The organism is Bradyrhizobium barranii subsp. apii (assembly GCF_011516635.5).
GTDB classification, from domain to species: Bacteria; Pseudomonadota; Alphaproteobacteria; order Rhizobiales; family Xanthobacteraceae; genus Bradyrhizobium; species Bradyrhizobium barranii.
In genome coordinates this window covers 3,288,424-3,309,634 of record NZ_CP096255.1, presented here as the reverse complement: position 1 = coordinate 3,309,634, position 21,211 = coordinate 3,288,424, and the positions used below count along the sequence as shown (strand labels likewise).

General features: G+C 64.0%; 22 protein-coding genes. 6 read left to right on the top strand and 16 right to left on the bottom strand.

Annotated elements, in window-relative coordinates; genetic code table 11:
• Positions 1–3 precede the first annotated feature (3 nt).
• The 5 genes from HAP41_RS15760 to HAP41_RS15740 form a co-directional block, all read right to left on the bottom strand.
• On the bottom strand, positions 4–810 hold the full coding sequence (locus HAP41_RS15760; RefSeq protein ID WP_166100042.1) for an SDR family NAD(P)-dependent oxidoreductase: 807 nt from the start codon (positions 808–810) through the stop codon (positions 4–6).
• A gap of 22 nt (positions 811–832) precedes the next feature.
• Entirely contained in the window at positions 833–2,125 is a 1,293-nt protein-coding gene (locus tag HAP41_RS15755; RefSeq protein WP_028149682.1) for a TRAP transporter large permease, read from the bottom strand.
• Positions 2,116–2,664, bottom strand: a complete 549-nt coding sequence (locus HAP41_RS15750; protein ID WP_071911870.1) for a TRAP transporter small permease — start codon at positions 2,662–2,664, stop codon at positions 2,116–2,118. The genes HAP41_RS15755 and HAP41_RS15750 overlap by 10 nt, the downstream gene beginning before the upstream one ends.
• A gap of 75 nt (positions 2,665–2,739) precedes the next feature.
• Positions 2,740–3,711 (bottom strand): TRAP transporter substrate-binding protein, encoded by a 972-nt coding sequence (locus tag HAP41_RS15745; RefSeq protein ID WP_028149681.1) that lies wholly within the window; start codon positions 3,709–3,711, stop codon positions 2,740–2,742.
• A gap of 21 nt (positions 3,712–3,732) precedes the next feature.
• Positions 3,733–3,891: a hypothetical protein gene (locus HAP41_RS15740; RefSeq protein ID WP_166100051.1), complete on the bottom strand. Its 159-nt coding sequence runs from the start codon at positions 3,889–3,891 to the stop codon at positions 3,733–3,735.
• A gap of 429 nt (positions 3,892–4,320) precedes the next feature.
• On the opposite strand from HAP41_RS15740, the gene HAP41_RS15735 reads away from it, so the two are divergent.
• A complete protein-coding gene (locus tag HAP41_RS15735; RefSeq protein ID WP_028149679.1) occupies positions 4,321–5,103 on the top strand; it encodes a cyclase family protein in 783 nt (260 codons plus the stop codon).
• A 4-nt stretch (positions 5,104–5,107) separates the two neighbouring features.
• On the opposite strand, the gene HAP41_RS15730 is transcribed toward HAP41_RS15735, so the two are convergent.
• The 6 genes from HAP41_RS15730 to HAP41_RS15710 form a co-directional block, all read right to left on the bottom strand.
• A complete protein-coding gene (locus HAP41_RS15730; protein ID WP_166100054.1) occupies positions 5,108–5,836 on the bottom strand; it encodes a Crp/Fnr family transcriptional regulator in 729 nt (242 codons plus the stop codon).
• 282 nt (positions 5,837–6,118) lie between these two features.
• On the bottom strand, positions 6,119–6,244 hold the full coding sequence (locus tag HAP41_RS50045; RefSeq protein ID WP_256461316.1) for a hypothetical protein: 126 nt from the start codon (positions 6,242–6,244) through the stop codon (positions 6,119–6,121).
• A gap of 83 nt (positions 6,245–6,327) precedes the next feature.
• Complete coding sequence (locus tag HAP41_RS15725) at positions 6,328–7,041, bottom strand: helix-turn-helix domain-containing protein (RefSeq protein WP_166100058.1); 714 nt, start codon at positions 7,039–7,041, stop codon at positions 6,328–6,330.
• A gap of 127 nt (positions 7,042–7,168) precedes the next feature.
• Entirely contained in the window at positions 7,169–8,272 is a 1,104-nt protein-coding gene (locus HAP41_RS15720) for an ABC-type transport auxiliary lipoprotein family protein (RefSeq protein WP_166100063.1), read from the bottom strand.
• A 3-nt stretch (positions 8,273–8,275) separates the two neighbouring features.
• Entirely contained in the window at positions 8,276–9,043 is a 768-nt protein-coding gene (locus HAP41_RS15715) for an ABC transporter ATP-binding protein (RefSeq protein WP_166100068.1), read from the bottom strand.
• A 2-nt stretch (positions 9,044–9,045) separates the two neighbouring features.
• A complete protein-coding gene (locus HAP41_RS15710; RefSeq protein ID WP_166100071.1) occupies positions 9,046–10,182 on the bottom strand; it encodes an ABC transporter permease in 1,137 nt (378 codons plus the stop codon).
• A 174-nt stretch (positions 10,183–10,356) separates the two neighbouring features.
• Between HAP41_RS15710 and HAP41_RS15705 the strand changes: the two genes are divergently transcribed.
• Entirely contained in the window at positions 10,357–10,632 is a 276-nt protein-coding gene (locus HAP41_RS15705; RefSeq protein WP_028149673.1) for a hypothetical protein, read from the top strand.
• Positions 10,633–11,115, top strand: coding sequence for a phage holin family protein (locus tag HAP41_RS15700; RefSeq protein WP_166100076.1), 483 nt, complete (start codon positions 10,633–10,635; stop codon positions 11,113–11,115).
• Positions 11,116–11,124: 9 nt separating this feature from the next.
• Here HAP41_RS15700 and HAP41_RS15695 read toward each other — a convergent pair whose 3' ends face one another.
• Positions 11,125–13,818, bottom strand: coding sequence for a bifunctional acetate--CoA ligase family protein/GNAT family N-acetyltransferase (locus HAP41_RS15695; protein WP_166100079.1), 2,694 nt, complete (start codon positions 13,816–13,818; stop codon positions 11,125–11,127).
• Between the two features lie 68 nt (positions 13,819–13,886).
• Positions 13,887–14,726, bottom strand: a complete 840-nt coding sequence (locus tag HAP41_RS15690; protein WP_166100082.1) for a universal stress protein — start codon at positions 14,724–14,726, stop codon at positions 13,887–13,889.
• A gap of 183 nt (positions 14,727–14,909) precedes the next feature.
• On the opposite strand from HAP41_RS15690, the gene HAP41_RS15685 reads away from it, so the two are divergent.
• The 3 genes from HAP41_RS15685 to HAP41_RS15675 all read left to right on the top strand — a co-directional run bounded on the left by HAP41_RS15685 (position 14,910) and on the right by HAP41_RS15675 (position 18,254).
• Positions 14,910–16,433: a bifunctional aminoglycoside phosphotransferase/ATP-binding protein gene (locus HAP41_RS15685; protein ID WP_166105975.1), complete on the top strand. Its 1,524-nt coding sequence runs from the start codon at positions 14,910–14,912 to the stop codon at positions 16,431–16,433.
• A 25-nt stretch (positions 16,434–16,458) separates the two neighbouring features.
• A complete protein-coding gene (locus HAP41_RS15680; protein WP_166100086.1) occupies positions 16,459–17,433 on the top strand; it encodes a CHAD domain-containing protein in 975 nt (324 codons plus the stop codon).
• 92 nt (positions 17,434–17,525) lie between these two features.
• On the top strand, positions 17,526–18,254 hold the full coding sequence (locus HAP41_RS15675) for a CBS domain-containing protein (RefSeq protein ID WP_166100089.1): 729 nt from the start codon (positions 17,526–17,528) through the stop codon (positions 18,252–18,254).
• An 18-nt stretch (positions 18,255–18,272) separates the two neighbouring features.
• Here the strand turns inward: HAP41_RS15675 and HAP41_RS15670 are convergent, their stop codons facing one another.
• The 3 genes from HAP41_RS15670 to HAP41_RS15660 all read right to left on the bottom strand — a co-directional run bounded on the left by HAP41_RS15670 (position 18,273) and on the right by HAP41_RS15660 (position 21,102).
• Entirely contained in the window at positions 18,273–18,731 is a 459-nt protein-coding gene (locus tag HAP41_RS15670; RefSeq protein WP_085405778.1) for a RidA family protein, read from the bottom strand.
• Positions 18,732–18,752: 21 nt separating this feature from the next.
• Positions 18,753–20,444: a benzoate-CoA ligase family protein gene (locus HAP41_RS15665; protein ID WP_166100092.1), complete on the bottom strand. Its 1,692-nt coding sequence runs from the start codon at positions 20,442–20,444 to the stop codon at positions 18,753–18,755.
• Positions 20,445–20,592: 148 nt separating this feature from the next.
• The gene (locus HAP41_RS15660) at positions 20,593–21,102 is read right to left on the bottom strand and encodes a MarR family winged helix-turn-helix transcriptional regulator (protein WP_014493760.1); all 510 of its coding nucleotides are present in this window, start codon (positions 21,100–21,102) and stop codon (positions 20,593–20,595) included.
• Between the last annotated feature and the right edge of the window lie 109 nt (positions 21,103–21,211).

The following is a 21,211-nucleotide window of genomic DNA, read 5'->3' as shown; positions in this document are numbered from 1 at the left end:
GCCTTATTTGTGCAACTGGGTGAGACCGGTCGGCGGCCCATCGACCGCGGTCCAGCCGCCGTCGACGAACAGCGTGCTGCCGCTGACATAGCTCGCGGCATCCGAAGCGAGGTAGGCCACGGCGGTCGCGACCTCGTCGGCGCTGCTCCAGCGGTTGAATACGGTATGGCCGGCATAGAGATTGTAGATATCGGGCCGCTGCTTGAACGGGCCGGTCAGCGCGGTCTCGGCAATGCTCGGCGCGATCGCGTTGACGCGGACGCCGGCGTGGCCGACCTCTGAAGCAAAACCCTTCACCAGGAGGCCGATCGCCGCCTTGGTCGAGCCGTAGACGCCAAGGCCCGGCTCGATGGTCACCGCGCGCACCGAGGAGCAGGCGATGATGCTGCCGCCCTTCTGCTCGACCATGATGCGGCCGAAGGCCTGGAAGAACCAGACGGTGCCCTTGACGTTGAGGTTGAGGACGCGGTCGAGATCCTCCTCGGTGTAGTCGAGGATGGTCTTGCGGATGTTGAGCCCGGGCGTCGTCACGGCGATGTCGAGCCGCGAGAATTTCTGCATCACGATCTTGGCGAGCGCATGGACGTCCGCAGCGCTCGCGGCGTCGCAGCTGGCTGCTTCCGCCCAGCCGCCCTTGTCGCGGATGCCGGCGGCGGTCGCTTCCGCGGCGTCAAGCGCGCGATCTGCACAAACGACGCGGGCGCCGAGCCCGGCCAGCGCTTCAGCCGACGATTTGCCGATGCCCGAGGCGGCGCCGAGCACCACGGCGGTCTTGCCGGTGAGATCGAAGAGCTTGCGATAGTCAGTCACGAACGGATTCTCCCTGTTGCTGCTATCCCTTGTAGCCCATCAGCAGGCGGGGCAGCCACAGCGAGAATGCGGGGACGTAGGTCACGAACATCAGAGCTGCGATCAGGGCGGCATAGAACGGGAGGATGGTGCGCATCACCGCACCCACCGAGATGCCGCCGATGGCGCAGCCGACGAATTGCGTCGTTCCGACCGGCGGGGTGTTCAGCCCCAGTGCGCAGTTGATCAGCATCAGCATGCCGAATTGCACCGGATCCATGCCCGCCTTCATCGCGATCGGCAGGAAGATCGGGGTGCAGATCAGGATGGTCGCCGCCATGTCCATGAACGTGCCGAGCACAAACAGGATGACGTTGATGAGCAGGAAGATGACCCAGGGCTGCGAGGACACCTTGCTCATTAAGTCGCCGGCGAAGTCGGCGACTTCGTAGAGTCCCATCAGGTACTGGAACATGGTGGAGACGCCGATCAGCAACAGCACCACACCCGTCGTCTTCACGGCCTTGGCGGCAGCCCGCAGAAAGTTCGGCAGGGTCATGGTGCGGTAGATGAAGAACGTCAGCAGGATCGTGTAGGTGACCGCGACGGCAGCGGACTCAGTTGCGGTGAAGACACCGGACAGGATGCCCGCCAGGATGATGCCGACGATCAGAAGTCCGGGCAGCGCGGCTGCGAACGAGCGGAAAACCTCGGCCCAGCCCGGGAACTTGCCGGCCGGATAGCCGCGCTTCACCGCGACCGCGTAGGCGGCGACCAGCATGCACACCATCAGCACGATCGCCGGCAGAAGTCCGGCGGCGATCAGCGCGCCGATCGAGACCTTGCCGCCCGCGGCGAGCGCATAGATGATCATGTTGTGGCTGGTCGGCATGAGCGCGCCCACCAGAGAGGCATGGGTGGTGACGTTGACGGCGTAGTCGGTATCGAACCCTTCCTTCTTCATCATCGGGATCATCACCGCGCCCATCGCCGACACGTCGGCCACGGGCGAGCCGGAGACGCCGCCGAACAGCGTGCAGGCGACCACGTTCGACATGCCGAGCCCGCCGCGGATGTGTCCGACGAGATTCTTGGCGAGCTGCACGATCTTGTCGGCGACCCCGCCATGCAGCATCAGCTCACCGCTGAAGACGAAGAACGGGATGGCGAGGAAGGAGAAGATGTTCATCCCCGACATCATCTGCTGAAAGATGACGGCGACCGGCAGGCCTTCGTAGAGGATGGTGCAAATCGCCGAGAGGCCGATCGCGAAGGCGACGGGTACGCCGAGGATCAGGAAGCCGAAGAAGGTTGCGCCGAGAATGATCAGTTCCATGAGGGGACGACCTCTTCGCCGCGCAGGAGCGCAATGATGTGCTCGATTGAAAAGGAGACGATGAGGACGCCGGAGGCGATCAGCGGGACGTAGCGGATGACCTCGGGGAGCCCGAGATTGGGGATCTTCACGGTTCCGACCGACGCTCCGAGGATCCAGCCGTTATAGGCCATCGCAAGGCCGAACACGGCCACCAGAACGTGGATCACGAGCTCGATCTTCTCTCGCAGATGATCCGGAAGCATCACCAGCAAACTGTCCATGCCGATGTGTCCGGCGTCGCGAACGCCGACGGCGGCGCCGATCAGCGTGACATACAGGATCAGGACCAGCGCAAGGTTCTCCGTCCAGGTCGGGCTGGAATTGAGCACGTAACGTCCGAACACCTGGTAGAACACGATGGTGACGATGACGAGCAGGCCGGTCACGGACAGATACATGCCGAGGCGAGCAACGACGGCATTGATCCGCGACAGCAAGCCGGTCGACGGTCGGCCGGTTACCTCCTGCTCGTGGCTTGCGACATGTGGGTCTGTCATCGGCGTCTCCTTGCGCGTCCCCTTCGCGAGGGTCCGGTGCCGCCTCGCGGCGACGCCGGACCCGACGCTGTGGCCCTACTTCGTGTCCTGGATCCGCTTGACGAGGCCCTTCAGCTTCTCGTCGCCGGCGAACTTGTCGTACACCGGCTTCATCGCATCGACGAATTCCGCCTTGTTGGCGATCGTGACGACCTGCACGCCGGCCGCCTCGACGGTCTTGCGGGAGGCCTGCTCACGCTCATCCCAGAGCTTGCGCATGACGGGCACCGATTCCTTGGCCGCCTTGCGGACCATCGCCTGATCCTCCTTGCTCAACGTGTCCCAGACCGTCTTAGACATCACGAGAACTTCCGGCGCGAGCGAGTGCTCGGTGACGTTGTAGAACTTGGCGGCCTCGAAGTGACGCGAGGATTCGTAGGACGGCCAGTTGTTCTCGGCGGCGTCCACGAGGCCGGTCTTGAGCGCGGTATAGACCTCGCCATACGGCATCGGTGTCGGGTTGGCGCCGAGGCTCTGGATCATGCCGACCCAGAGGTCGGACTGCTGGACGCGGATCTTCAGGCCCTTGAGGTCGGCGAGCGATTTGACCGGCGCCTTGACGGTGTAAATGGAGCGGGCGCCGCTGTCGTAATAGGCAAGGCCGATCAGGCCCGCGGGCGCCATGGACGCCAGGATTTCGTCGCCGATCGGACCATCGAGAACCGTGCGCATGTGCTGCGTGTCCCGGAACACGAAGGGCAGGCACAACGCGATCGTCTCGGGCACGAAGTTGTTCAGCGGCGATGCGTTGATCCGCATCATGTCGAGGGCGCCGATCTTCAGCTGCTCGATGGTGTCCTTCTCGGAGCCCAGGGCTCCATTGGGAAACACCTTCACGCCGAGCTTGCCGCCGCTCGCCGTCGCGAGCTGCTTGCCCATGAACTTGACGGCTTCGACGGTCGGATAATCGGCGGGGTGGATGTCGGCCGAACGGAAATCGCGTGCGGTCGCCAGCGGCGCTGAGACCGCCAGAACGGCGGCTGCGATGATACCGGTAAGTGTCTTCATCTGGGCTTCCTCCTGAGTTGATTATGTCGTCGTTGGGCCGATGCTGCAGGCCGCCTTGGGTCGCTCCACTTCAGGTGTAAAGTCAAGCGTTACAAACGCACCACCTTGGTAGGATTGCGCGGCGGAGTCGAGCGGATTTGACTGGTGGATGATCACGGCGAGGAAAGGTGCGAGCGTCATCGCACCCTCTCCGGCGGGGACTGGCGCGGCAGGTGCCGGCTTCCCTTTAATCCCGCCTCGCCGTCGGCCAATGCCGGACGCGAGGTGACGATGCTCGTCATATCCATGGACGTTCCTCTGGTTTTAGAATCGACCGCTATTGGTTGCGGCTTGGAGGTGCAGACGTGACGGTCGCCCCATCCTTGTGCGATGCGCGCTGATCAGCGCGATGTCGCCAACGTCGTCCCTAGGGCGGGCGGCATTCTGAGTCCAAGCCAAATCCGGCATCGATCAATGCTGGAGTTGCATCGATCGATCATGCATCACTTCGAGAGCGCGACCGGCGAATGGCTCCGTTTTTCCGAAATCGCCTGCACCGGGGCGTTACTTGACGCCACGGGTGGAGCCCGCCCAATATGCACCGAAACGGAACATCGCGAGGAAATGCCCATGCCGCGGAAGCTGATCGATATTTCCGTGCCGCTCAGAAACGACGTGACGGCCGATCCGCCGGGCAATCACCCGACGATCCAGTATATTGATCACCAGCAGGGCTTGCCCCGCATGCTGCAGTTCTTCGACGGCCTCAAGGCGGAGGATTTGCCGGATGGCCAGGGCTGGGCGGTCGAGCAGGTCTCGCTGTCCACCCACAACGGCACGCATCTCGACGCGCCCTGGCACTTCCACCCGACCATGAATCGCGGCGAGCGGTCATGGACGATCGACGAGGTGCCGCTCGAATGGTGCCTGCAGCCCGGCGTGAAGCTCGACTTCCGCCACCTGCCCGATGGGTACGTAGTGACTGCCGACGATGTCGAGAAGGAGCTGAAACGGATCGGGCACACGCTGTCGCCGCTGGAGATCGTGGTCGTCAATACCAGCGCCGGCGCCAAATTCGGCCAGGCCGATTACGTCAACTCCGGCTGCGGCATGGGCTATGAGGCCACCATGTACCTGCTCGAACGCGGCGTGCGGCTGACCGGCACCGACGGCTGGAGCTGGGACGCGCCGTTCGTCTACACCGCGAAGAAATATGCCGAAACAAAAGATGCCGGCCTGATCTGGGAAGGTCACAAGGCGGGACGACACATCGGCTATTGCCATCTCGAGAAGCTGCACAATCTCGACAAGCTGCCGTCGACCGGATTCACGGTCTCATGCTTCCCGGTGAAGATCGAGCGAGCGTCCGCAGGGTGGACCCGAGCGGTCGCCATCGTCGACAATCAGGTCTGAGGCCTCACTCGCCGTCGAGGCCGCTCTCGGCGAGGTCGTGCAGCGCATCGGTATCCAGCACGACGATGGCGCCGTGCTCGAGACGAACCCAGTTGCGGCCGGCCCAGGCGCGCAATTGCTTGTTGATGCTCTCGCGCGTCATCCCCACCATCTCGCTGATCTCCTGCTGCGTGATGGCGAGCGTGCCGCTGCCGGAGTCGAACTTGCGCTCTTCGGTGAGACCGAGCAGCGCGCTCGCAAGCCGGCCCGGCAGATTTTGCAGGATCACCTGCTCGACCTGCTGGCTGGTCCAGCGCAGGCGCGCGCAAAGCAGCTCGATGAACTTCATCGCCAGCGCCGGCTGGCTCTTCACGAATGGCAGGAAGTCGCGACGGTCGATGATGTAGAGTTCGCAATTGGTGTTGGCAGTCGCGTCGGCCGAGCGCGGCGCGCCGTCGAGAACCGCGATCTCGCCAAAGATTTCTCCAGGACCGATCAGATTGAGAATAGCGTTCCTTCCATCCGGCGAAGAAGAGGAAATCTTCACTGTTCCCGTGATCACCGCGAACAGGTTGTTGCCGGGATCGCCCTTGGCGGCGATCGTCGCACCGCGCTTCACCGTGGTGTGCTTGGCGTAGCGGCAGAGCTGATCGAGCGCATCTGGCTCCAGATCCGCGAAGATCGGGTGCTTGCGCAGGACCGATAATTTGTTGCCCGCCGCTTGTCGGGGGTCGCCGGTCTTGTCCTGAGGCACGCCGCTCGGCTCCTAAGACTGCGAGGCACTGGAGTTCCTGCGTAGTCAACGTTAGCAGGCTTTTCAACCGGAAAGCATGTGCACGGTTTGAGTCAAATACGGCGAAAATGCCGCGGTCGGGCGCCAAGGCGGCATCCGGGGGATGAGCCAATGTGTCCCGGTCGATGCAGAGTTGCAGCTATCGCGCGCACCATTGCGTTGAGGCGCTGCCGAACGGCCGCGAGCTTGCCGTGGAAGCCTCCGCGGCAAGCACGGTAAAACGCGATTGTGATCTCGGGACCGTCAGTGCTTGGCGTCCGAATCGGGCCGACCTGCGCTGGTTTGCCGGTCTGCCCATGCCAAAGCCCCCGCGAATGTGACAAAAACGACCACGACAGCGATCGTCACCAGCAGTGCGTCAGTCGGCATGATGCCCTCCCCTGTTATTTTGGGCATTATTGGCGGCGCACGACCGCCGTCATTGATTGGGATCAAAATTGGCGAGCGCCGGATCAGGCCGCAGCCAAGGCCTCGACCTTCGCCGGATCGAGCAAGCTGATGCCGCCTTGAACGATCTCGATCACCCCATGTCGTTCCAGCTTGGTGAAGGTGCGACTGACGGTTTCGATGGTCAGGCCGAGGTAGTCGGCGATGTCCTGACGACTCATCGGCAGCTGAACCGTGTCCGACGCGCCCTTCAGCAAGAATAGCCGCTCGCGCCAGGCGAGCAGAAACGTCGCGACTTTCTCGTCCGCCGATCGGCGGCCGAGCAGGACCATGTGGTCGCGCGCCTGGCTCAACTCGCGAATCGCCAGCTCGTTGATCCGCCTGAGGAGATGCGGCCGGCTCTCGACGAAGCGGCCGAAGGGCGCCTTCGCGAACTGGCACACTGTGACGCCACCGATCGCATCGGCCGAAAAATTGTGACGGCCGGAAATATTCATCCCCAGGAAATCGCCTGGTAACGCGAATCCCACGATCTGCCGCCGACCGTCGGGCAATAGCTTGTAGAGCCGCATGACGTCGTCGAGGAGATTGTAGAACGAGGTCGTGCTGTCCTCCTCGGAGAAGACGGTCTCGCCCCCGTCAAAGAGGACGCGGCGCCCCAGATGCTCGAATTCCCTGAGCTCGGCCGGGTCCAGCGACGAGCACACCGCGAAGTCGCGGACCGCACAATCGCTACAGAAATGCCCGTTCGGCTCGATCGTCACCACGGAAGCCTTCATCTACCGCTCCAAGCACCGGCTGCCCCGCATCAGGCCGAGCCCACCGCGCGGGCTGCATTTTACTGCACTGCGCCAAAGCCGATTGACCCAGATCAATTTTGGCGGGCATGGCCGTCTTGTGCTGTTGCTAGACCGCCTGCACCGTCCAGCCGATCAGCTCCTTTGCAATGCGGGCGAAAGCTGTGTCGAACGCTGCGACCGCTGCGGCCGGCTCGACCTTGTCAAGCTTCTCACTGGTCTCGACGAGGCGCGACGCCACCACTTTGCCGTTCTTGTCGACGATGCGCGCCGACAGTCCGATCTCGACCCGAGCCTCGCCTTCCGTGGCGATCCGGAAGCGCCTGATGTCGATCAGGAGCTGGTACTCCGCCTGCCCGAGATCGCTCGTGCGCAACGGCGCGTGGGCGATGTCGTAATTCTCAAAACTGTCGATCAGCCGCGCCTGCACCAGCTTCGGAATGCTGTCGGCCCAGAGGAATTCGGCAAAGCCCGGATTATCCCCGCTGGGTGCAAACAACATGCGCTGGGTCTGGAGCATCGCGACCGCGGTCGGCTCGGGAATCGCCAGCGACGCCGAAAGCGTCTTGCCGGCCGGCGCAAGATTCTGCGGCGTGCGCAGGTCATAGGTGATCTTCTGAGCCGGCGTCCCGCCGCCGGTCATCTTTTCGAGGCCTGCCAGAATACCGTCGATTTTGCCGGTGTTGCGCGCGAGCCCGTCGGAGAATGTCTTGAGGTTCGCGATGGTGTCCTTCAGCGGACCGGAATTGTCCTCCAGCACGGTATCGACTCGTCGCAGCGCATCGCGCGCAGCCTGCGTCATGCTCTGGCCTGCACCGGCCTCGGCGATCAGGGTCACGGGCTCGCCGGCCTTGGCAACGATCATGCCGCCCTCCAGCGTCACCACCGGCACGCCGGTCAGCCCCTGGAAATCCAGCCCGACCTTGGTGTCGGTACGCACGGGTGTCGTCGAGGCAACCGAGATCGTCGCATTGACGAAGCGCGGATTGTCCGGCGCGAGGCCGATCTGCGTCACCTCGCCGACCCGGATGCCGTTGAACAGCACGCCGGCACCGACCAGCAGGCCCGGCACCGGACCCTGGAATTGCACATGATAGTTCGCGCGCGGTCCGATGCCGCCCGTGTTGTTCAGCCAATAGACGAAGCCGAACACCGCAAGGATAGCGGCCAGCACGAAGCCGCCGATCAGCACGTAGGGAGCCCGGGTTTCCATGTCTCATCTCATCTCGTGTTGCAGCATCTGCGAGCGCTTGCCGTGGAAATAGGCGCGCACCCAGGGATGCTCGGATTGCAGCAAATCGCGCATCGGACCGATCGCCACGATCTTGCCGTCGGCGAGCGCGGCGACGCGGTCGCAGACCGTGGTGAGGCTCGCAAGATCATGGGTGACCATGAACACGGTGAGGCCGAGGGTCTTCTGCAGCGTCCCGATCAGCGCGTCAAAATCGCCGGCGGCGATCGGGTCGAGACCGGAGGTCGGCTCGTCCAGGAACAGGATCGGCGGATCGAGCGCGAGTGCGCGGGCCAGCGCCACGCGTTTGGTCATGCCGCCCGAGAGCTCGGACGGATATTTGTCGGCGTCCTGAGCTCGCAACCCGACCATCTCGAGCTTGGCGATGGCGATCTCGTCCATCAGCTCCTGCGACAGCGCGAGATTTTCGCGGAGCGGAAACTGCACGTTTTGACGAACCGTCAGCGAGGAGAACAGCGCACCCTGCTGAAACAGGATGCCCCACGTCGTGGCCGCGCCTTCGGTGCGGCCACCGATCGGCCGTCCCATGACTTCGATGCTCCCACCCTGGCGCGGGATGAGGCCAATGATAGTGCGCATCAAGACCGACTTGCCGCCGCCGGACGCGCCGACGAGCCCGAGGATCTCGCCACGGCGGACGTCGAGCGACAGATGGTCGAGCACAGTCTGGCGGCCGAAGCCGACCACGAGGTCGCGAACGCGGATCGCCAATACCTCTTGCGATTCGTCCATTGTTACATTCCGATCGAAGCGAAGAAGATCGCGAACAGGCCGTCGAGCACGATCACGAGGAAGATCGACTTCACCACCGACGTGGTCGTCTGCCGCCCGAGCGATTCCGCGCTGCCCTTCACGCGCAATCCTTCGCTGCAGGCGACGATCCCGATCACCAGAGCCATGAAGGGCGCCTTCAGGATGCCGACCTCGAAATGGGTGACGGAGATGGCCTCATGCAGCCGCGCGACGTAGATCGCCGGTGCCATGCCGCCGTAGAACTGCGCGACCAGTCCTCCGCCGTAGAGCGCCGCAACCGCCCCAATGAACGCGAGGATCGGCAGCGCGATGACGAGGGCTGCTACGCGCGGCAATATCAGAACATGGACGGGATCGAGGCCCATGGTCGAGAGCGCGTCGATCTCCTCGCGCATCTTCATCGAGCCGAGCTCGGCGGTGTAGGCGCTCCCTGAACGTCCCGCGACCATGATCGCGACGATCAGCACACCCAGCTCGCGCAGCACCAGGATGCCGACCATGTCGACGGTGTAGGAGTCCGCACCGAACCTGCGGAAATGAAAGAACCCCTGCTGGGCGATGATGGCACCGATCAGGAAGGTAATGAGAACGACAATCGGAATGGCCTGCCAGCCGATCCGGTAGAGCTGATAGACAAGCGATGTCAGCCGCAGCGAGCGTGGCCGGCGCAGCACGCCGATCACGGCGATCAACAATGCACCCAGCATTTGAAGAAAGATCGTGACGTCTTCGCGCGCGCCAACCGTGGATTTGCCGAGATCGCCGAGCCTGAGCAGGACCGGGTTTGGCGCGGCCGCAACCGCCGGGGTGTGGCGGTTGACCTGGCGCACCTCGTCCATCAGGCCGCTGAAATGATCGGCAACGCCGACGAATTCGGCCGATCTGCCGGATGATGCGGCCCGTCGCGACAGCTTCTCCAACACCCAGGCGCCGAGCGTGTCGAGCGCACTGACGCCGGACATGTCCAGCGTCACGGCACTGGATCGATCGACATCCGCTCCGACCGATCGGGACAGCGTTTCGAGCGCCGACACATTGGCTGCCGTCCACGGCCCTTCCGGGCGCAATTTCAGCACATCGCCGGAGGGCGTTGCCAGCAACAGCGGTTCGGAGTTCACGCTTCCACCTCATCGGACAATTGGTCCCCATTCAGCCGCCACTTCTAGGCCAGCATGTGGCGGCCGGGTTGACCTGTCTCAACACCAGGGCCACGCGCCATCCCTTGACGCAAATCAAGGGCGCCGGGTCGCCGGGCCCTAGGGTTGTTTCCATTCAAGGGAGTTCTCAAATCCATGTTCAACAGCGACAGGATGAGCGAAGAACTGCGAGCGCTGAAGGTTGACGTCACGCGTCTGCTGAGCACCGCAGGCGAAGAGATGTTCGACAGCTCGAAAGACCGGGCCGAGGCTCTGGCCGATCAGATCAAGGCTGCGCTTGCCGAGCTCGGCGAGACCGTCAGTGACGAGCAGGAACAGCTTCAGGATCTCATTGCGGATCGCCCGATCACGTCGCTCGCCTCGGCCTTCGCGCTCGGCGTGGTCGTCGGCTTCATGCTGAGGAGACACTAGGTGAATACGGAAAATATCGTTAGACATCTGCGCGTGCTGTGGCGCACCGACAGGATCATCGCGGACATCAGGCTGCGCCATCTGCTGATGGGTCTCGGCCTGCGTGCCTTTGCGGCTCTGATCGCAGCATTCGGGCTCCTGATGCTGGAGCTGTCGGCCTATTTCGCGCTGGTCCAAATCTGGAGCGCAATTGCGGCGGCTGCCATCCTCGGCGCCGTCAATTTCGCCATCGCGGCGGTTCTCTTCGTCGTTGCCGGCCGTCCTCCATCCGGCCGCGACATCGAGCTCGCCAATGAAATTCACGGCGCATCCATCGAAGCCTTGCAGCTCGAGGCGCGGGCGCTCCAGGCCCAGGTGTCAGGCGCGGTCCATCATCCGCTCAGCACAATTGTGCCGGTGCTGGTGCCGCTGATCGCGATCATCGTCAAGAGTCTGCGGAAAACGGCCACGGAATCCGCCGCATCGCGCGAAGCGCACTCGTGATCGGAATGCTCAGAGCTTGAGCCTGACGTCACAGAGGTCGGGCTCGGTCGAGTCCGGCTTCACGTCGAAGCCGAGCTGGCGACACATCTCAAGCATTGTGGTGTTCTCCCTGAGAACATCACCCGAGATGGTCTTCAGCCCCTCCGACCTCGCATAGTCGATGATCAGCTGCATCAACGCCCATCCGAGCCCTCTGCCCTTGAGGTCCGACCGCAGCAGGATCGCATATTCGCCGCTCTCATAGACCGAGTCCGAATGGAGCCGGACCACGCCGACCATCTCGCCGGTCGCTTCGTCGAATGCGATGAAGGCCATTGCGCGCGCATAATCGAGCTGGGTCAGGCGCGCGATGAACTCGTGGGTGAACTCCTTCATCGGCGCGAAGAAGCGCAGGCGGAGGTCGCGCGCCGTGACGTGACGCAGGAATTCGTGGATAGTCGGCTCGTCCTCCGGACGCAGGGGCCTTACGAAGATGCGCCAGTCGTCCTTGAGCGCCAGGCGGCGCTCCCACTGCGACGGATAGGCCCGGACGGCGAAGTTGGCCGGGCCGGAGCCGCCGAATTTGCGCTGCGGCTGCCCCACCGCGACGCGGGCGTCGACCGCAGTCACGCCGGTCTCGTCTGCAAGCAGTGGGTTGATGTCGAATTCACGGATCTCGGGAATGTCAGCGGCCATCTGGGCGAGCTTGACCAACACCAGCGCGACGGCGTCCGGCTCGACCGCGGGTACGTCGCGATAGGCCTTCAGCAGCCGTGATACGCGCGTGCGGCCGATCAGGTCGCGGGCGAGTTGCAGATCGAGCGGCGGAAGCGCCAGTGCCTTGTCGTTGATGATCTCGACCGCCGTCCCGCCCCGGCCGAAGACGACGACGGTGCCAAAGGTGGGATCGTCGGCAAGACCCAGGATCAGCTCGCGCGCCTTCGCCTTGACGACCATCGCCTGCACGATGACGCCCTCGATGCGGGCTTCGGGACGGAGCTTCCTCGCCCGCGCGAGAATGTCGGTGGCAACCGCGCGCACGGCCTCCGGCGTGGTCAGATTGAGGACGACGCCGCCGACGTCCGACTTGTGGACGATGTCGCGCGACATGATCTTCAGCACGACTGTGACGCCCTGCGCGAACATCTCGCTGGCGTAGGCGACGGCCTGCTCGACATCGGTTGCAGCACGGGTCGGTACCATCGCGATGTCATAGGCTCCGAGCAGGTGCTTGATCTCGATGGGCTCGAGCCATTTGCGGCCGTCCGCGATCGCAGCGGCGACGATCTGCCTGGCAGCTCGGGCGTCAGGCACGAACGTGTCGGGCATCGCGGGAGGAACCTGGCTCAGCTCCTCTACGACCTCGCGATGCCTCACGAGATGCATGAAGCCGCGCACCGCATCATCTTCGGTCGGATAATTCGGAATGCCCGCGCCGGAGAGCGCCTGAATGATGTTCTGATCGGCTCCGACCCAAGCCGCCAGCACGGGCTTCGCCCATCGGCGCTGCTGCTCGCGATATTTGCCGACGAGCTCCGTCACGGTCGCGGCGATGTCGGCCGCCGGGGCGATCGCGGTCTGCACGTTGAGGACGAGGACGGCATCATTATCAGGGTCTGCGAGCAGCACCTCCAGCGCCGCCGCGTAGCGCGATGCATCGGCATCACCGACGATATCGACGGGATTTGCACCGGACCAGGTCGGCGGCAGCACTGCATCGAGGCTCTTGCGCGTCTCAGCCGAGATGGACGCCGGGATTCCACCAAGGTCCACCAACCGATCCACGGCCAAGACGCCGATGCCGCCGCCATTGGTGAGGATAGCGAGACGCTTTCCCGCCGGCGGTTCGACGCGACCGAGCGTCTCGGCGCAATCGAACAGCTCGCGCAGATCGGAGACCCGCAGGACGCCCGCACGGCGGAACGCGGCATCATAGACGGCGTCGGCGCCGGCGAGCGCGCCCGTATGGGTTGCGGCGGCTTTGGCACCCTGCGCCATGCGGCCGGACTTCACCACGACGACCGGCTTCACGCGCGCCGCGGCCCGTGCCGCCGACATGAACTTGCGCGCGTCCTTGATGGCTTCGATATAAAGCAGGATCGCGCGGGTCTTGGGGTCCATCGCGAAATGGTCGAGCAGGTCGGCAATATCGACGTCGATCTGATCGCCGATCGTCACAATGCCGGAGAACCCGACGCCGCGCTGCGCAGCCCAATCCACCATTCCGGCCGCGATCGCGCCGGATTGCGAGATCAGCGCGAGGTTGCCCGCCCCCGGCATGTGCGCGGCAAAGCTTGCATTGAGGCTGACGCCCGGCATCATGATGCCGAGGCAGTTCGGCCCAATCAGCCGCATGCCGTATTTGCGTGCCGCAGCGATCGCGGCCTCGTGCAGGGATCCCGGTCCGTGACCGAGGCCCGCCGAGACGATCAGCGCGCCGGCCGAGCCGCGACGTCCGGCCTGGTCAATGATGCCGGGAACCTCTCGCGCCGGCGCGGTGATGACCACGAGCTCGGGCACGAAGTCCAGCCTGTCCAGACTGCCCACCGCAGCGATGCCGCCGATCTCGGCATGGCGCGGATTGACGAGGCCGAACCGACCCTTGAACTCGGCTTTGTGAATGTTCTCGAGAACGGCGCGTCCGACCGAGACCGGGCGAGCGCTCGCGCCGACGAGCGCAACCGAACGCGGCGACAGCAGATTCTTCAAGCGATAGGTTGACATGGAAGCAAATGCGCCCGGTCGGTGGCGGTTCCGATGGTTGACGATCGGCCGATAAACTGGCGATGCGCCTAGTGCGAGATCATAACCCAGCACGGCGGCTGGCCAATGACAGTCTTTGTCACACCACCCCAGACGATCTCGTTCAGGCGTGAATGATGGTAGGCGCCCATCACGATCGCATCCATGGCATGGGAATTCGCCCAGCTTCCGAGCACCTTGCCGATCGAGCTGCCGCCGCCCTTCGTCGTTTCGAACGAGGCGTAGACCCCGTGTTCCCTCAGATGGTCGACGAGCGCGGTTCCGGATTGCACGATCGCATCGGTCTTGTCGTCCGCCACCGTGACCACCCGGACGGATGCCGCAGCCTGAAGAATGGGCAGCGCGTCGCCGACGGCCCGCGCGGCACGGGCGGAGTGATCCCAGGCGATCATGACGTTCTCGAACTCCGGTCGCAGCTCGTCCACATGCTGTTCCGGGCAGAGCAGCAGCGGCCGGCCGGATTCGAACAGGAGCGTTTCGATGATGCGTTCCGTTTGACTGTCATGCGGCCTCACGGGGACCAACGTCAGATCGCTGAAGCGCGCATGCTCGGCCAGGATCGACGCCATCTGGTCCGCCGGCACCTTACCCGATCGGCTTTGGGCACGAATGTTGGCGCGGGAGGCTGCATTGGTGAAGGCGTTGAGGAGTTGCTGCACGTCGCTTAGCTCACGCGAACCGCTCGCCTCCGGGGGATCCAAATCGCCAGGGATGATGACCTTCGGCCGCACGAAAACATCTTCCTCGAGCGCGAGCGCGGTGATCCTGGCGCCGAGGTCGGCGGCGACAGCCACGCATGTCGCGATCGCGGCGAGGGCCGGTCCGCGCGGTTGGCCGACAAGCGGCAGAAAGACATCCTTGATGGGCATCGGGATTCTCCTTGCCGGTTAGGATAAGCCACCTTTCGCCGGGAAGCTTGATCCTCCTCAAGGCGGGAACACCGCGCAGCCAGCCGACGACAGGCTTTGACCGATGTCAAGGACTGGCCCCGATCCGCCTCTAAGGATTAGCCTGCTGCCTCACCGCTGACGCATCTGGAAATGCCTGCTGAGATGACAGATGATTCTGCAATCCAGGAACGGGTCTTCGAAGCTCTAAACGCGCGTCCTGGCGTAAAGCGGATCGACACCCACGCAGCGTCGGTGTTTCTCGACGGAACGCGCGCCCTGAAGATCAAACGGGCTGTCAAGTTTCCGTTCCTCGACTATTCGACGCTCGAAAAGCGCAAGGCAGCCTGCGAAGAGGAGATCAGGATCAACCGGCCGCTAGCGCCGCAAATCTATCACCGCGTCGTGGCGATCACGGAGGAGCCGGATGGATCGATCAGGATCGACGGTCGCGGCCGGCCGGTCGAGTATGCGGTCGACATGTCCCGCTTCGACGAAAACCGTACGCTGGACCATGTGGCCAAAACCGGCCCGCTGGATGCAGAGCTCGCCCCGGCCATCGCGGATGCGATCGCAGCATCGCATGCGAGAGCGCCCGTCGCGGATGGCGCCGCATGGATTGCCTCCATTCCTGCGCTGATCGATGGCAACAGCACCGGGCTGCGCAGCGGTGGCCATTTCGAAGCAGCAGAGGTTGATCAGCTTGACAAAGCCTCACATCAGGCATTCCTGCGCGTCCGCGCTACACTGGAAGAACGCGCGCGCCACGGTTTCGTGCGCCGCTGTCACGGCGACTTGCATCTTGCCAATATCGTGCTGATCGATCGGCAGCCTGTCCTGTTCGACGCGATCGAATTCGACGCGCAGATGGCGACTGTGGACGTGCTCTACGATCTTGCGTTCACGCTGATGGACCTGCTGCGCCATGACCAGCCGGTCGCGGCCAATGCCGTCCTGAACCAGTATCTGATGACGGCGCCCGGCGAAACGCTCGACGCCTTGGCTGCTCTGCCACTGTTCATGTCCATTCGCGCGGCGATCCGTGCGCAGGTGGCGCTGGCGCGGCTGAGGCGGCCTGATGCGGACGGCTCCGGCACTCTCGACGAGGCGCGCCGCTATTTCGAGCTCGCCCAGGCTTTGATTCATCCCCCCGCCCCTCGCCTCATCGCGGTTGGCGGACTGTCGGGCACCGGCAAATCCGTGCTCTCCCGCGCGCTGGCGCCCGCCGTGGCGCCACATCCGGGCGCCGTCGTGCTGCGCAGCGACGTCATTCGCAAGCAGCTATTTCAGGTGGGACACACCGAACGGCTACCGCCGTCCACGTACCGGCCTGACGTGACGGCGCAAGTCTACGAGGTGCTGATACAGCGCGCCCGGCAGGTTCTGGCGCAAGGCCATTCGGCAATCGTCGACGCCGTCTTTGCGCGCGAGACCGAGCGAGACGAGATGGCCGCCCTGGCACGCGAGTGCGGCGTACCGCTCAATGGACTATTCCTCGTCGCCGACCTCGCCACCCGCAAGGCGCGAATCGGCGGTCGCCGGGGCGACGCGTCCGACGCCACGCAAGAGGTTGCCGCGCAGCAAGAGCACTATAATATCGGCCACGTCGGTTGGGCGACCATCGATGCATCCGGGACACAAGCGCAGACGCTCCAGAATTGCCGGGACGTAATCGCTGAGGGCAAATAAGGCAATCTGATTGGCGCGGGCTAGGATGGCGCGACCCACCACGAGTTCGATGGCGACCGCGCGCGCCAAGCCTGCGGCGCGGCGCAATGTTCTGCCCGGCCGCCTCAGCCCCGGCATGGCCTGCGACACCGCGTTCCGGATCATCGCCCGCCGTCACCTCGATGCCGTCCTCGCCCAGCACGATGGCACCTGCCACGGCGATCCGGAGGCGCTGCATCAGATCCGGATCGCACTGACGCATCTGCGCACCGCCATCCGCTTCTTCTCGCCCATGGTCGACGATGCCCTGCGGCCGAATGTCTGGGCCGAACTGAAATGGCTGAACAGCCAGCTCGGCATGGTGCGCGACCTCGACGTGGCGATCGAGCGGGTTATCGCCGAGAGCGGAGGCGAGCTTGACGTGATAGCCGAGCTTCAGCATTGGGACGAGAAGCGCGCCGAGAGCCACCGCCTGCTGGCGCGCGCGCTGCAATCGGCGCGGTATCGCCGTCTTGTCGAGCAGACCTCGGCCTGGATCGAGAGCGGTCCTTGGTCGACCCGGCGCAGCAAGGAGGCCATCCGATTGCGCCGCTGCCCGCTTGCCGACCACGCGACGGCGCAGCTCACGGAATGGGAAACGACGCTGCTCAGGAAGGCGCGGAAACTGCGCAAGCTCGACGCCGGAAAACGGCACAAGCTGCGGCTCCTCAACAAGCGGCTGACCTATTCGATCGAATCGCTAGAGGATTTGTTTGCAGACGAATCGCTGACCAAACAGAAGTCGATCCTCAAGCAATTGCGCAAGGCGCAGAAGTCCCTCGGGCAATTGAACGACGATGCGCGAGGGCAAACGCTGGCAGCGTCACTGAACGAGGCCGTCCCCGAGGCGGGCATTCGCTTCCTCAACCGGAAGCGCCAAAAGAAGCTGTTGCGGACCGCCTCGAACGCCTACCGGAAACTGGACAAGGCCAAGCCGTTCCGCTCCTCCGACCTCGCCCCGAATGCGGAGCCCGATGATTAGGTGCGGACCAGCTTGACTTGGGTCAAATCAGCTTCCTGCCGGTGACCTAAGCTCCACACATCGATATTCGTGTGAACTTGCGGAGCTTCCCCATGCGCGCCCACCAGATCATGACCCGCTCGGTCATCTCGGTTGCCCCCCACACCAGCATCGTCGAGGCGGCAAACATCATGCTGAAGCGGCACGTCAGCGGCCTCACCGTGGTCGACGATGCCGGCAAGCTGGTCGGCGTGGTCTCCGAGGGGGATTTCGTCCGCCGCAGCGAAATCGGCACCGGGCGCAAGCGAGGCCGCTGGCTGCGGTTCATCCTCGGCCCCGGCAAATCCGCCAGCAATTTCGTCCACGAACATGGCCGCAAGGTCTCGGAGGTGATGACCGACTCGGTCGTGACCATCACCGAGGATACGGCGCTCGCGGAGATCGTTGATCTCATGGAACGGAATAACGTCAAGCGGCTGCCGGTGGTGCGCGGCGACAAGGTCGTCGGCATCGTCTCGCGCGCCAATCTATTGCAGGCGGTGGCGGGGCTCGCCCGCGAGGTACCGGATCCGACGGCCGACGACGATCACATTCGCGGCCGTATCATCGACACCATGGAGAAAAACGACTGGTGCCCGTTCGGACTGAACGTCATCGTCCGGGACGGCATCGTTCATCTCAGCGGCGTCATCACCGAGGAACGCGCGCGTCAGGCCGCCGTCGTTGCGGCGGAGAATGTCGAGGGCGTCGAGAAGGTGCACGACCATCTGTGCTGGGTCGACACCGTATCGGGCGTCTATCTGAATTCGCCCGAGGACGACGGTCTCGCCAGGGCAAGTTAGGCGCGAACCGAAGGCGGCTTAGCGGGGAATGACGGCCGTGGCTTCGATCTCGACGCGCGCCGCCTTCTCGACGAGGCGGACGACCTGCACCAGCGCCATCGCAGGATAGTGTGCACCGAAGGTGGCACGGTAGCTCTTGCCGAGCTCCCTCAGGTTCGCCAGGTATTCGTCCATGTCGACGACGTACCAGGTCAGGCGCACGAGGTGCTCGGGCCGCGCACCCGCCTCGGCTAATATCTCGGCGATGTTGCTCAGGGCTTGGCGCACCTGTGCGACAAAGCCGTCCGCGAGACGCTCCTCGGCGTCCCAGCCGATCACGCCGCCGGTGACGACGATGCGTCCCTCGGCGGCCATGCCGTTGGCATAGCCTTTCGGTAGCGGCCAGCCGGACGGTTGGAGCACCTGCGCCCTGGAGCCGGTTTCGCTCTCGGCTGCTGTCGGCAGCACCGCGAGGTGCGGGCCTTTCGGCGTCGTCACGGACAATTCTTCATCCTTCTCTTATTCCGCCGCAACGCCAGAGGACGTCGCTGCAGCCTGCGCCAACTGCCGCAGGGCAAATCGCTTCAACTTGCCGGTCTCGGTCTTCGGCAGTTGCACCACGAACTCGATCGCGCGCGGATATTTGTAAGGCGCAATCTCACGTTTGACATGCTCCTGCAACTCCGCTGCGAGTTGAGCGTCCGGCGTCACACCTGGGGCGGCGATGACATAGGCCTTCACGATCATGCAACGCGCCTCGTCCGGCGCACCGACGACGCCGCACTCGGCTACGGATGGATGCGTCAGCAGCGCCGCCTCCACATCCGTGCCCGCGATGTTGTACCCGGCTGACACGATCATGTCGTCGGAGCGCGACTGGTACCAGAAGTAGCCGTCGCTATCCATCAGATAGGTATCGCCGGTGATGTTCCAGCCGTTCTGGACGTATTTGCGCTGCCGCTCGTCGGCGAGATAGCGGCAGCCGGTCGGGCCGCGCACCGCGAGCCGCCCCATCGTGCCCGGCGGCAGGTCATTGCCGTCGTCATCGACGATTTTTGCTTCGTAACCCGGCACGGGTTTGCCGGTTGCGCCGGGACGGATCTCGTCCACGGTCGCGCTGATGAAGATGTGCAGCAGCTCGGTCGAACCGATGCCGTCCATCAGCTTGATGCCGGTGGCCTTGAGCCAGGCATCGAATGTCGGCTTGGGGAGGGTCTCGCCCGCAGAGACGCACTTTCGCAGCGAAGAAATGTCGCGACCCGCGAGCTTGCCGATCATGGCGCGATAGGCGGTTGGCGCGGTGAAGCAGACCGAGGTCTTGTATTGCTCGATCGCCGTCAGCATGTCGTCCGGTGTCGTCTTCTCCAGCACGACGAAGGAAGCGCCGATATGCATCGGAAACAACACGCCGCCGAAGCCGAAGGTAAAGGCGAGCGGGGCTGAACCGACGAAGCGATCCTTCTGCTCCGCCCTCAAGATGTTGTGCGCATAACCGTCGCAGACCGCCAGCATATCCCGATGGAAATGCATGGTGCCCTTGGGATCGCCCGTCGTGCCCGACGTGAAGGCAATCAGGCAGATGTCATCGGCGGCGGTATCGACCGCCTTGAACTCCGGGCTCGCATCAGCAATCAGCGCCTCGAGCGAGTCCGACGCGCCGTTGCCCCAATAGACCACGTGCTTGAGGCCGGGCGCCGCCGCTTTCGCCTTCTCCATCTCCTCCGAGAGTTTTCCATCGCAGAGCGCGAGTGTAATCTCCGCCTTCTGGATCGGATAAGATAGTTCCTTGGCGCGCAGCAGAGGCATGGTCGCCACGACGATGCCGCCAGCCTTGATCACCGCGAGAAAGGTCGCAACCATCATCGGATTGTTGGCGGAGCGCAGCAGCACGCGTCCGCCGGTTACGAGACCAAGCTTGCGAACCAGCACGTCGGCGATGCGGTTCACGAGCGCTTGCAGCTCGCGATAGGTGTAGCTGACGGCCGGACTGATGACGCACGGCGCGTCGCCGTGGCCCTGCTCGACCCAGCGGTCGAGAAAATAGCTGACGCAGTTCAATCGCTGCGGATAGTGCAGCTCCGGCCGCGTGAATATGAATTCGGGCCAGAACTCGCGCGGCGGCAGATGCTGCCGTGCGAATGTATCGACGTGGGCTGTCGCGGCGTTGCCGTCATACGAGCCCGACTCTTGAGCCTTAGCGGCGTTGGCCATCGCACGCTCCTTTCAGCATGGAAAGCACCCGGCAGCATCATCTGGAAAACATTTTAGGCTTAAAACAATTCGGCGCAATAGCGGATTTTGGGCATCCCATGCATTTTCCGGCGGCAAGGTGGGACTGGCGGGGCGCCCCGCTGGCGGACTACGGCCGGCGGCGACCGGCCGATTTCTGCGCCGACGCCTTTGTCTTGGCCAGGAGCCGCATCAATTCGCGGACATCCTTCGGAGTCAGGTCGGCGAACAGATCGGCGATCCAGGTCTCGTGCTCCGCAGCCATCCTGCGAAACTCGGCGCGACCCAGCTTTGTGAGGCGGATCACCTGGACGCGGCGGTCCGTCTCCGAGGTGCGCCGGTCGAGATGGCCCGATTCCACCAGCCGTTCGACGAGGCCGGTGACGTTGCCGTTGGACACCATCATGCGCTTGGAGACGTCGGACAGCGTCATGCCATCGGGCGCCTTGTCGAGCTGCGCCATCAGGTCGAACCGGGGCAGCGTGACGTCGAAGCGCTGTCGCAGGCGGCCACGGACTTCGCCTTCGATCAGGGTGGTGCAGGTGAGCAGACGCAGCCACAGCCGAAGCTCTTCGGCGTGGTCCTCCGGCGTCTCGACGGCCTTGGTCTCGGAATCGAGCATCTCGATGCAGTCACTCATGGCCGGCCCTGGCGCCAGCACGGATTCCCCAACGTTTTGAGCTTCAAATAAATCGGCCCCGGCCGCAAGCCTAAAGCTGCAACAATCGACCGCATCGAATTTCTTTAGG

What these genes read in the sequence shown, in the direction of transcription:
- HAP41_RS15745 (WP_028149681.1), bottom strand. Translation starts at nt 3,711, where the DNA reads ATGAAGACACTTACCGGTATCATCGCAGCCGCCGTTCTGGCGGTCTCA.
- HAP41_RS15680 (WP_166100086.1), top strand. Translation starts at nt 16,459, where the DNA reads ATGGCGCGACCCACCACGAGTTCGATGGCGACCGCGCGCGCCAAGCCT.
- HAP41_RS15660 (WP_014493760.1), bottom strand. Translation starts at nt 21,102, where the DNA reads ATGAGTGACTGCATCGAGATGCTCGATTCCGAGACCAAGGCCGTCGAG.
- HAP41_RS15675 (WP_166100089.1), top strand. Translation starts at nt 17,526, where the DNA reads ATGCGCGCCCACCAGATCATGACCCGCTCGGTCATCTCGGTTGCCCCC.
- HAP41_RS15665 (WP_166100092.1), bottom strand. Translation starts at nt 20,444, where the DNA reads ATGGCCAACGCCGCTAAGGCTCAAGAGTCGGGCTCGTATGACGGCAAC.
- HAP41_RS15750 (WP_071911870.1), bottom strand. Translation starts at nt 2,664, where the DNA reads ATGACAGACCCACATGTCGCAAGCCACGAGCAGGAGGTAACCGGCCGA.
- HAP41_RS15705 (WP_028149673.1), top strand. Translation starts at nt 10,357, where the DNA reads ATGTTCAACAGCGACAGGATGAGCGAAGAACTGCGAGCGCTGAAGGTT.
- HAP41_RS50045 (WP_256461316.1), bottom strand. Translation starts at nt 6,244, where the DNA reads ATGCCGACTGACGCACTGCTGGTGACGATCGCTGTCGTGGTCGTTTTT.
- HAP41_RS15725 (WP_166100058.1), bottom strand. Translation starts at nt 7,041, where the DNA reads ATGAAGGCTTCCGTGGTGACGATCGAGCCGAACGGGCATTTCTGTAGC.
- HAP41_RS15690 (WP_166100082.1), bottom strand. Translation starts at nt 14,726, where the DNA reads ATGCCCATCAAGGATGTCTTTCTGCCGCTTGTCGGCCAACCGCGCGGA.
- HAP41_RS15715 (WP_166100068.1), bottom strand. Translation starts at nt 9,043, where the DNA reads ATGGACGAATCGCAAGAGGTATTGGCGATCCGCGTTCGCGACCTCGTG.
- HAP41_RS15755 (WP_028149682.1), bottom strand. Translation starts at nt 2,125, where the DNA reads ATGGAACTGATCATTCTCGGCGCAACCTTCTTCGGCTTCCTGATCCTC.
- HAP41_RS15740 (WP_166100051.1), bottom strand. Translation starts at nt 3,891, where the DNA reads ATGACGCTCGCACCTTTCCTCGCCGTGATCATCCACCAGTCAAATCCG.
- HAP41_RS15695 (WP_166100079.1), bottom strand. Translation starts at nt 13,818, where the DNA reads ATGTCAACCTATCGCTTGAAGAATCTGCTGTCGCCGCGTTCGGTTGCG.
- HAP41_RS15720 (WP_166100063.1), bottom strand. Translation starts at nt 8,272, where the DNA reads ATGGAAACCCGGGCTCCCTACGTGCTGATCGGCGGCTTCGTGCTGGCC.
- HAP41_RS15685 (WP_166105975.1), top strand. Translation starts at nt 14,910, where the DNA reads ATGACAGATGATTCTGCAATCCAGGAACGGGTCTTCGAAGCTCTAAAC.
- HAP41_RS15735 (WP_028149679.1), top strand. Translation starts at nt 4,321, where the DNA reads ATGCCGCGGAAGCTGATCGATATTTCCGTGCCGCTCAGAAACGACGTG.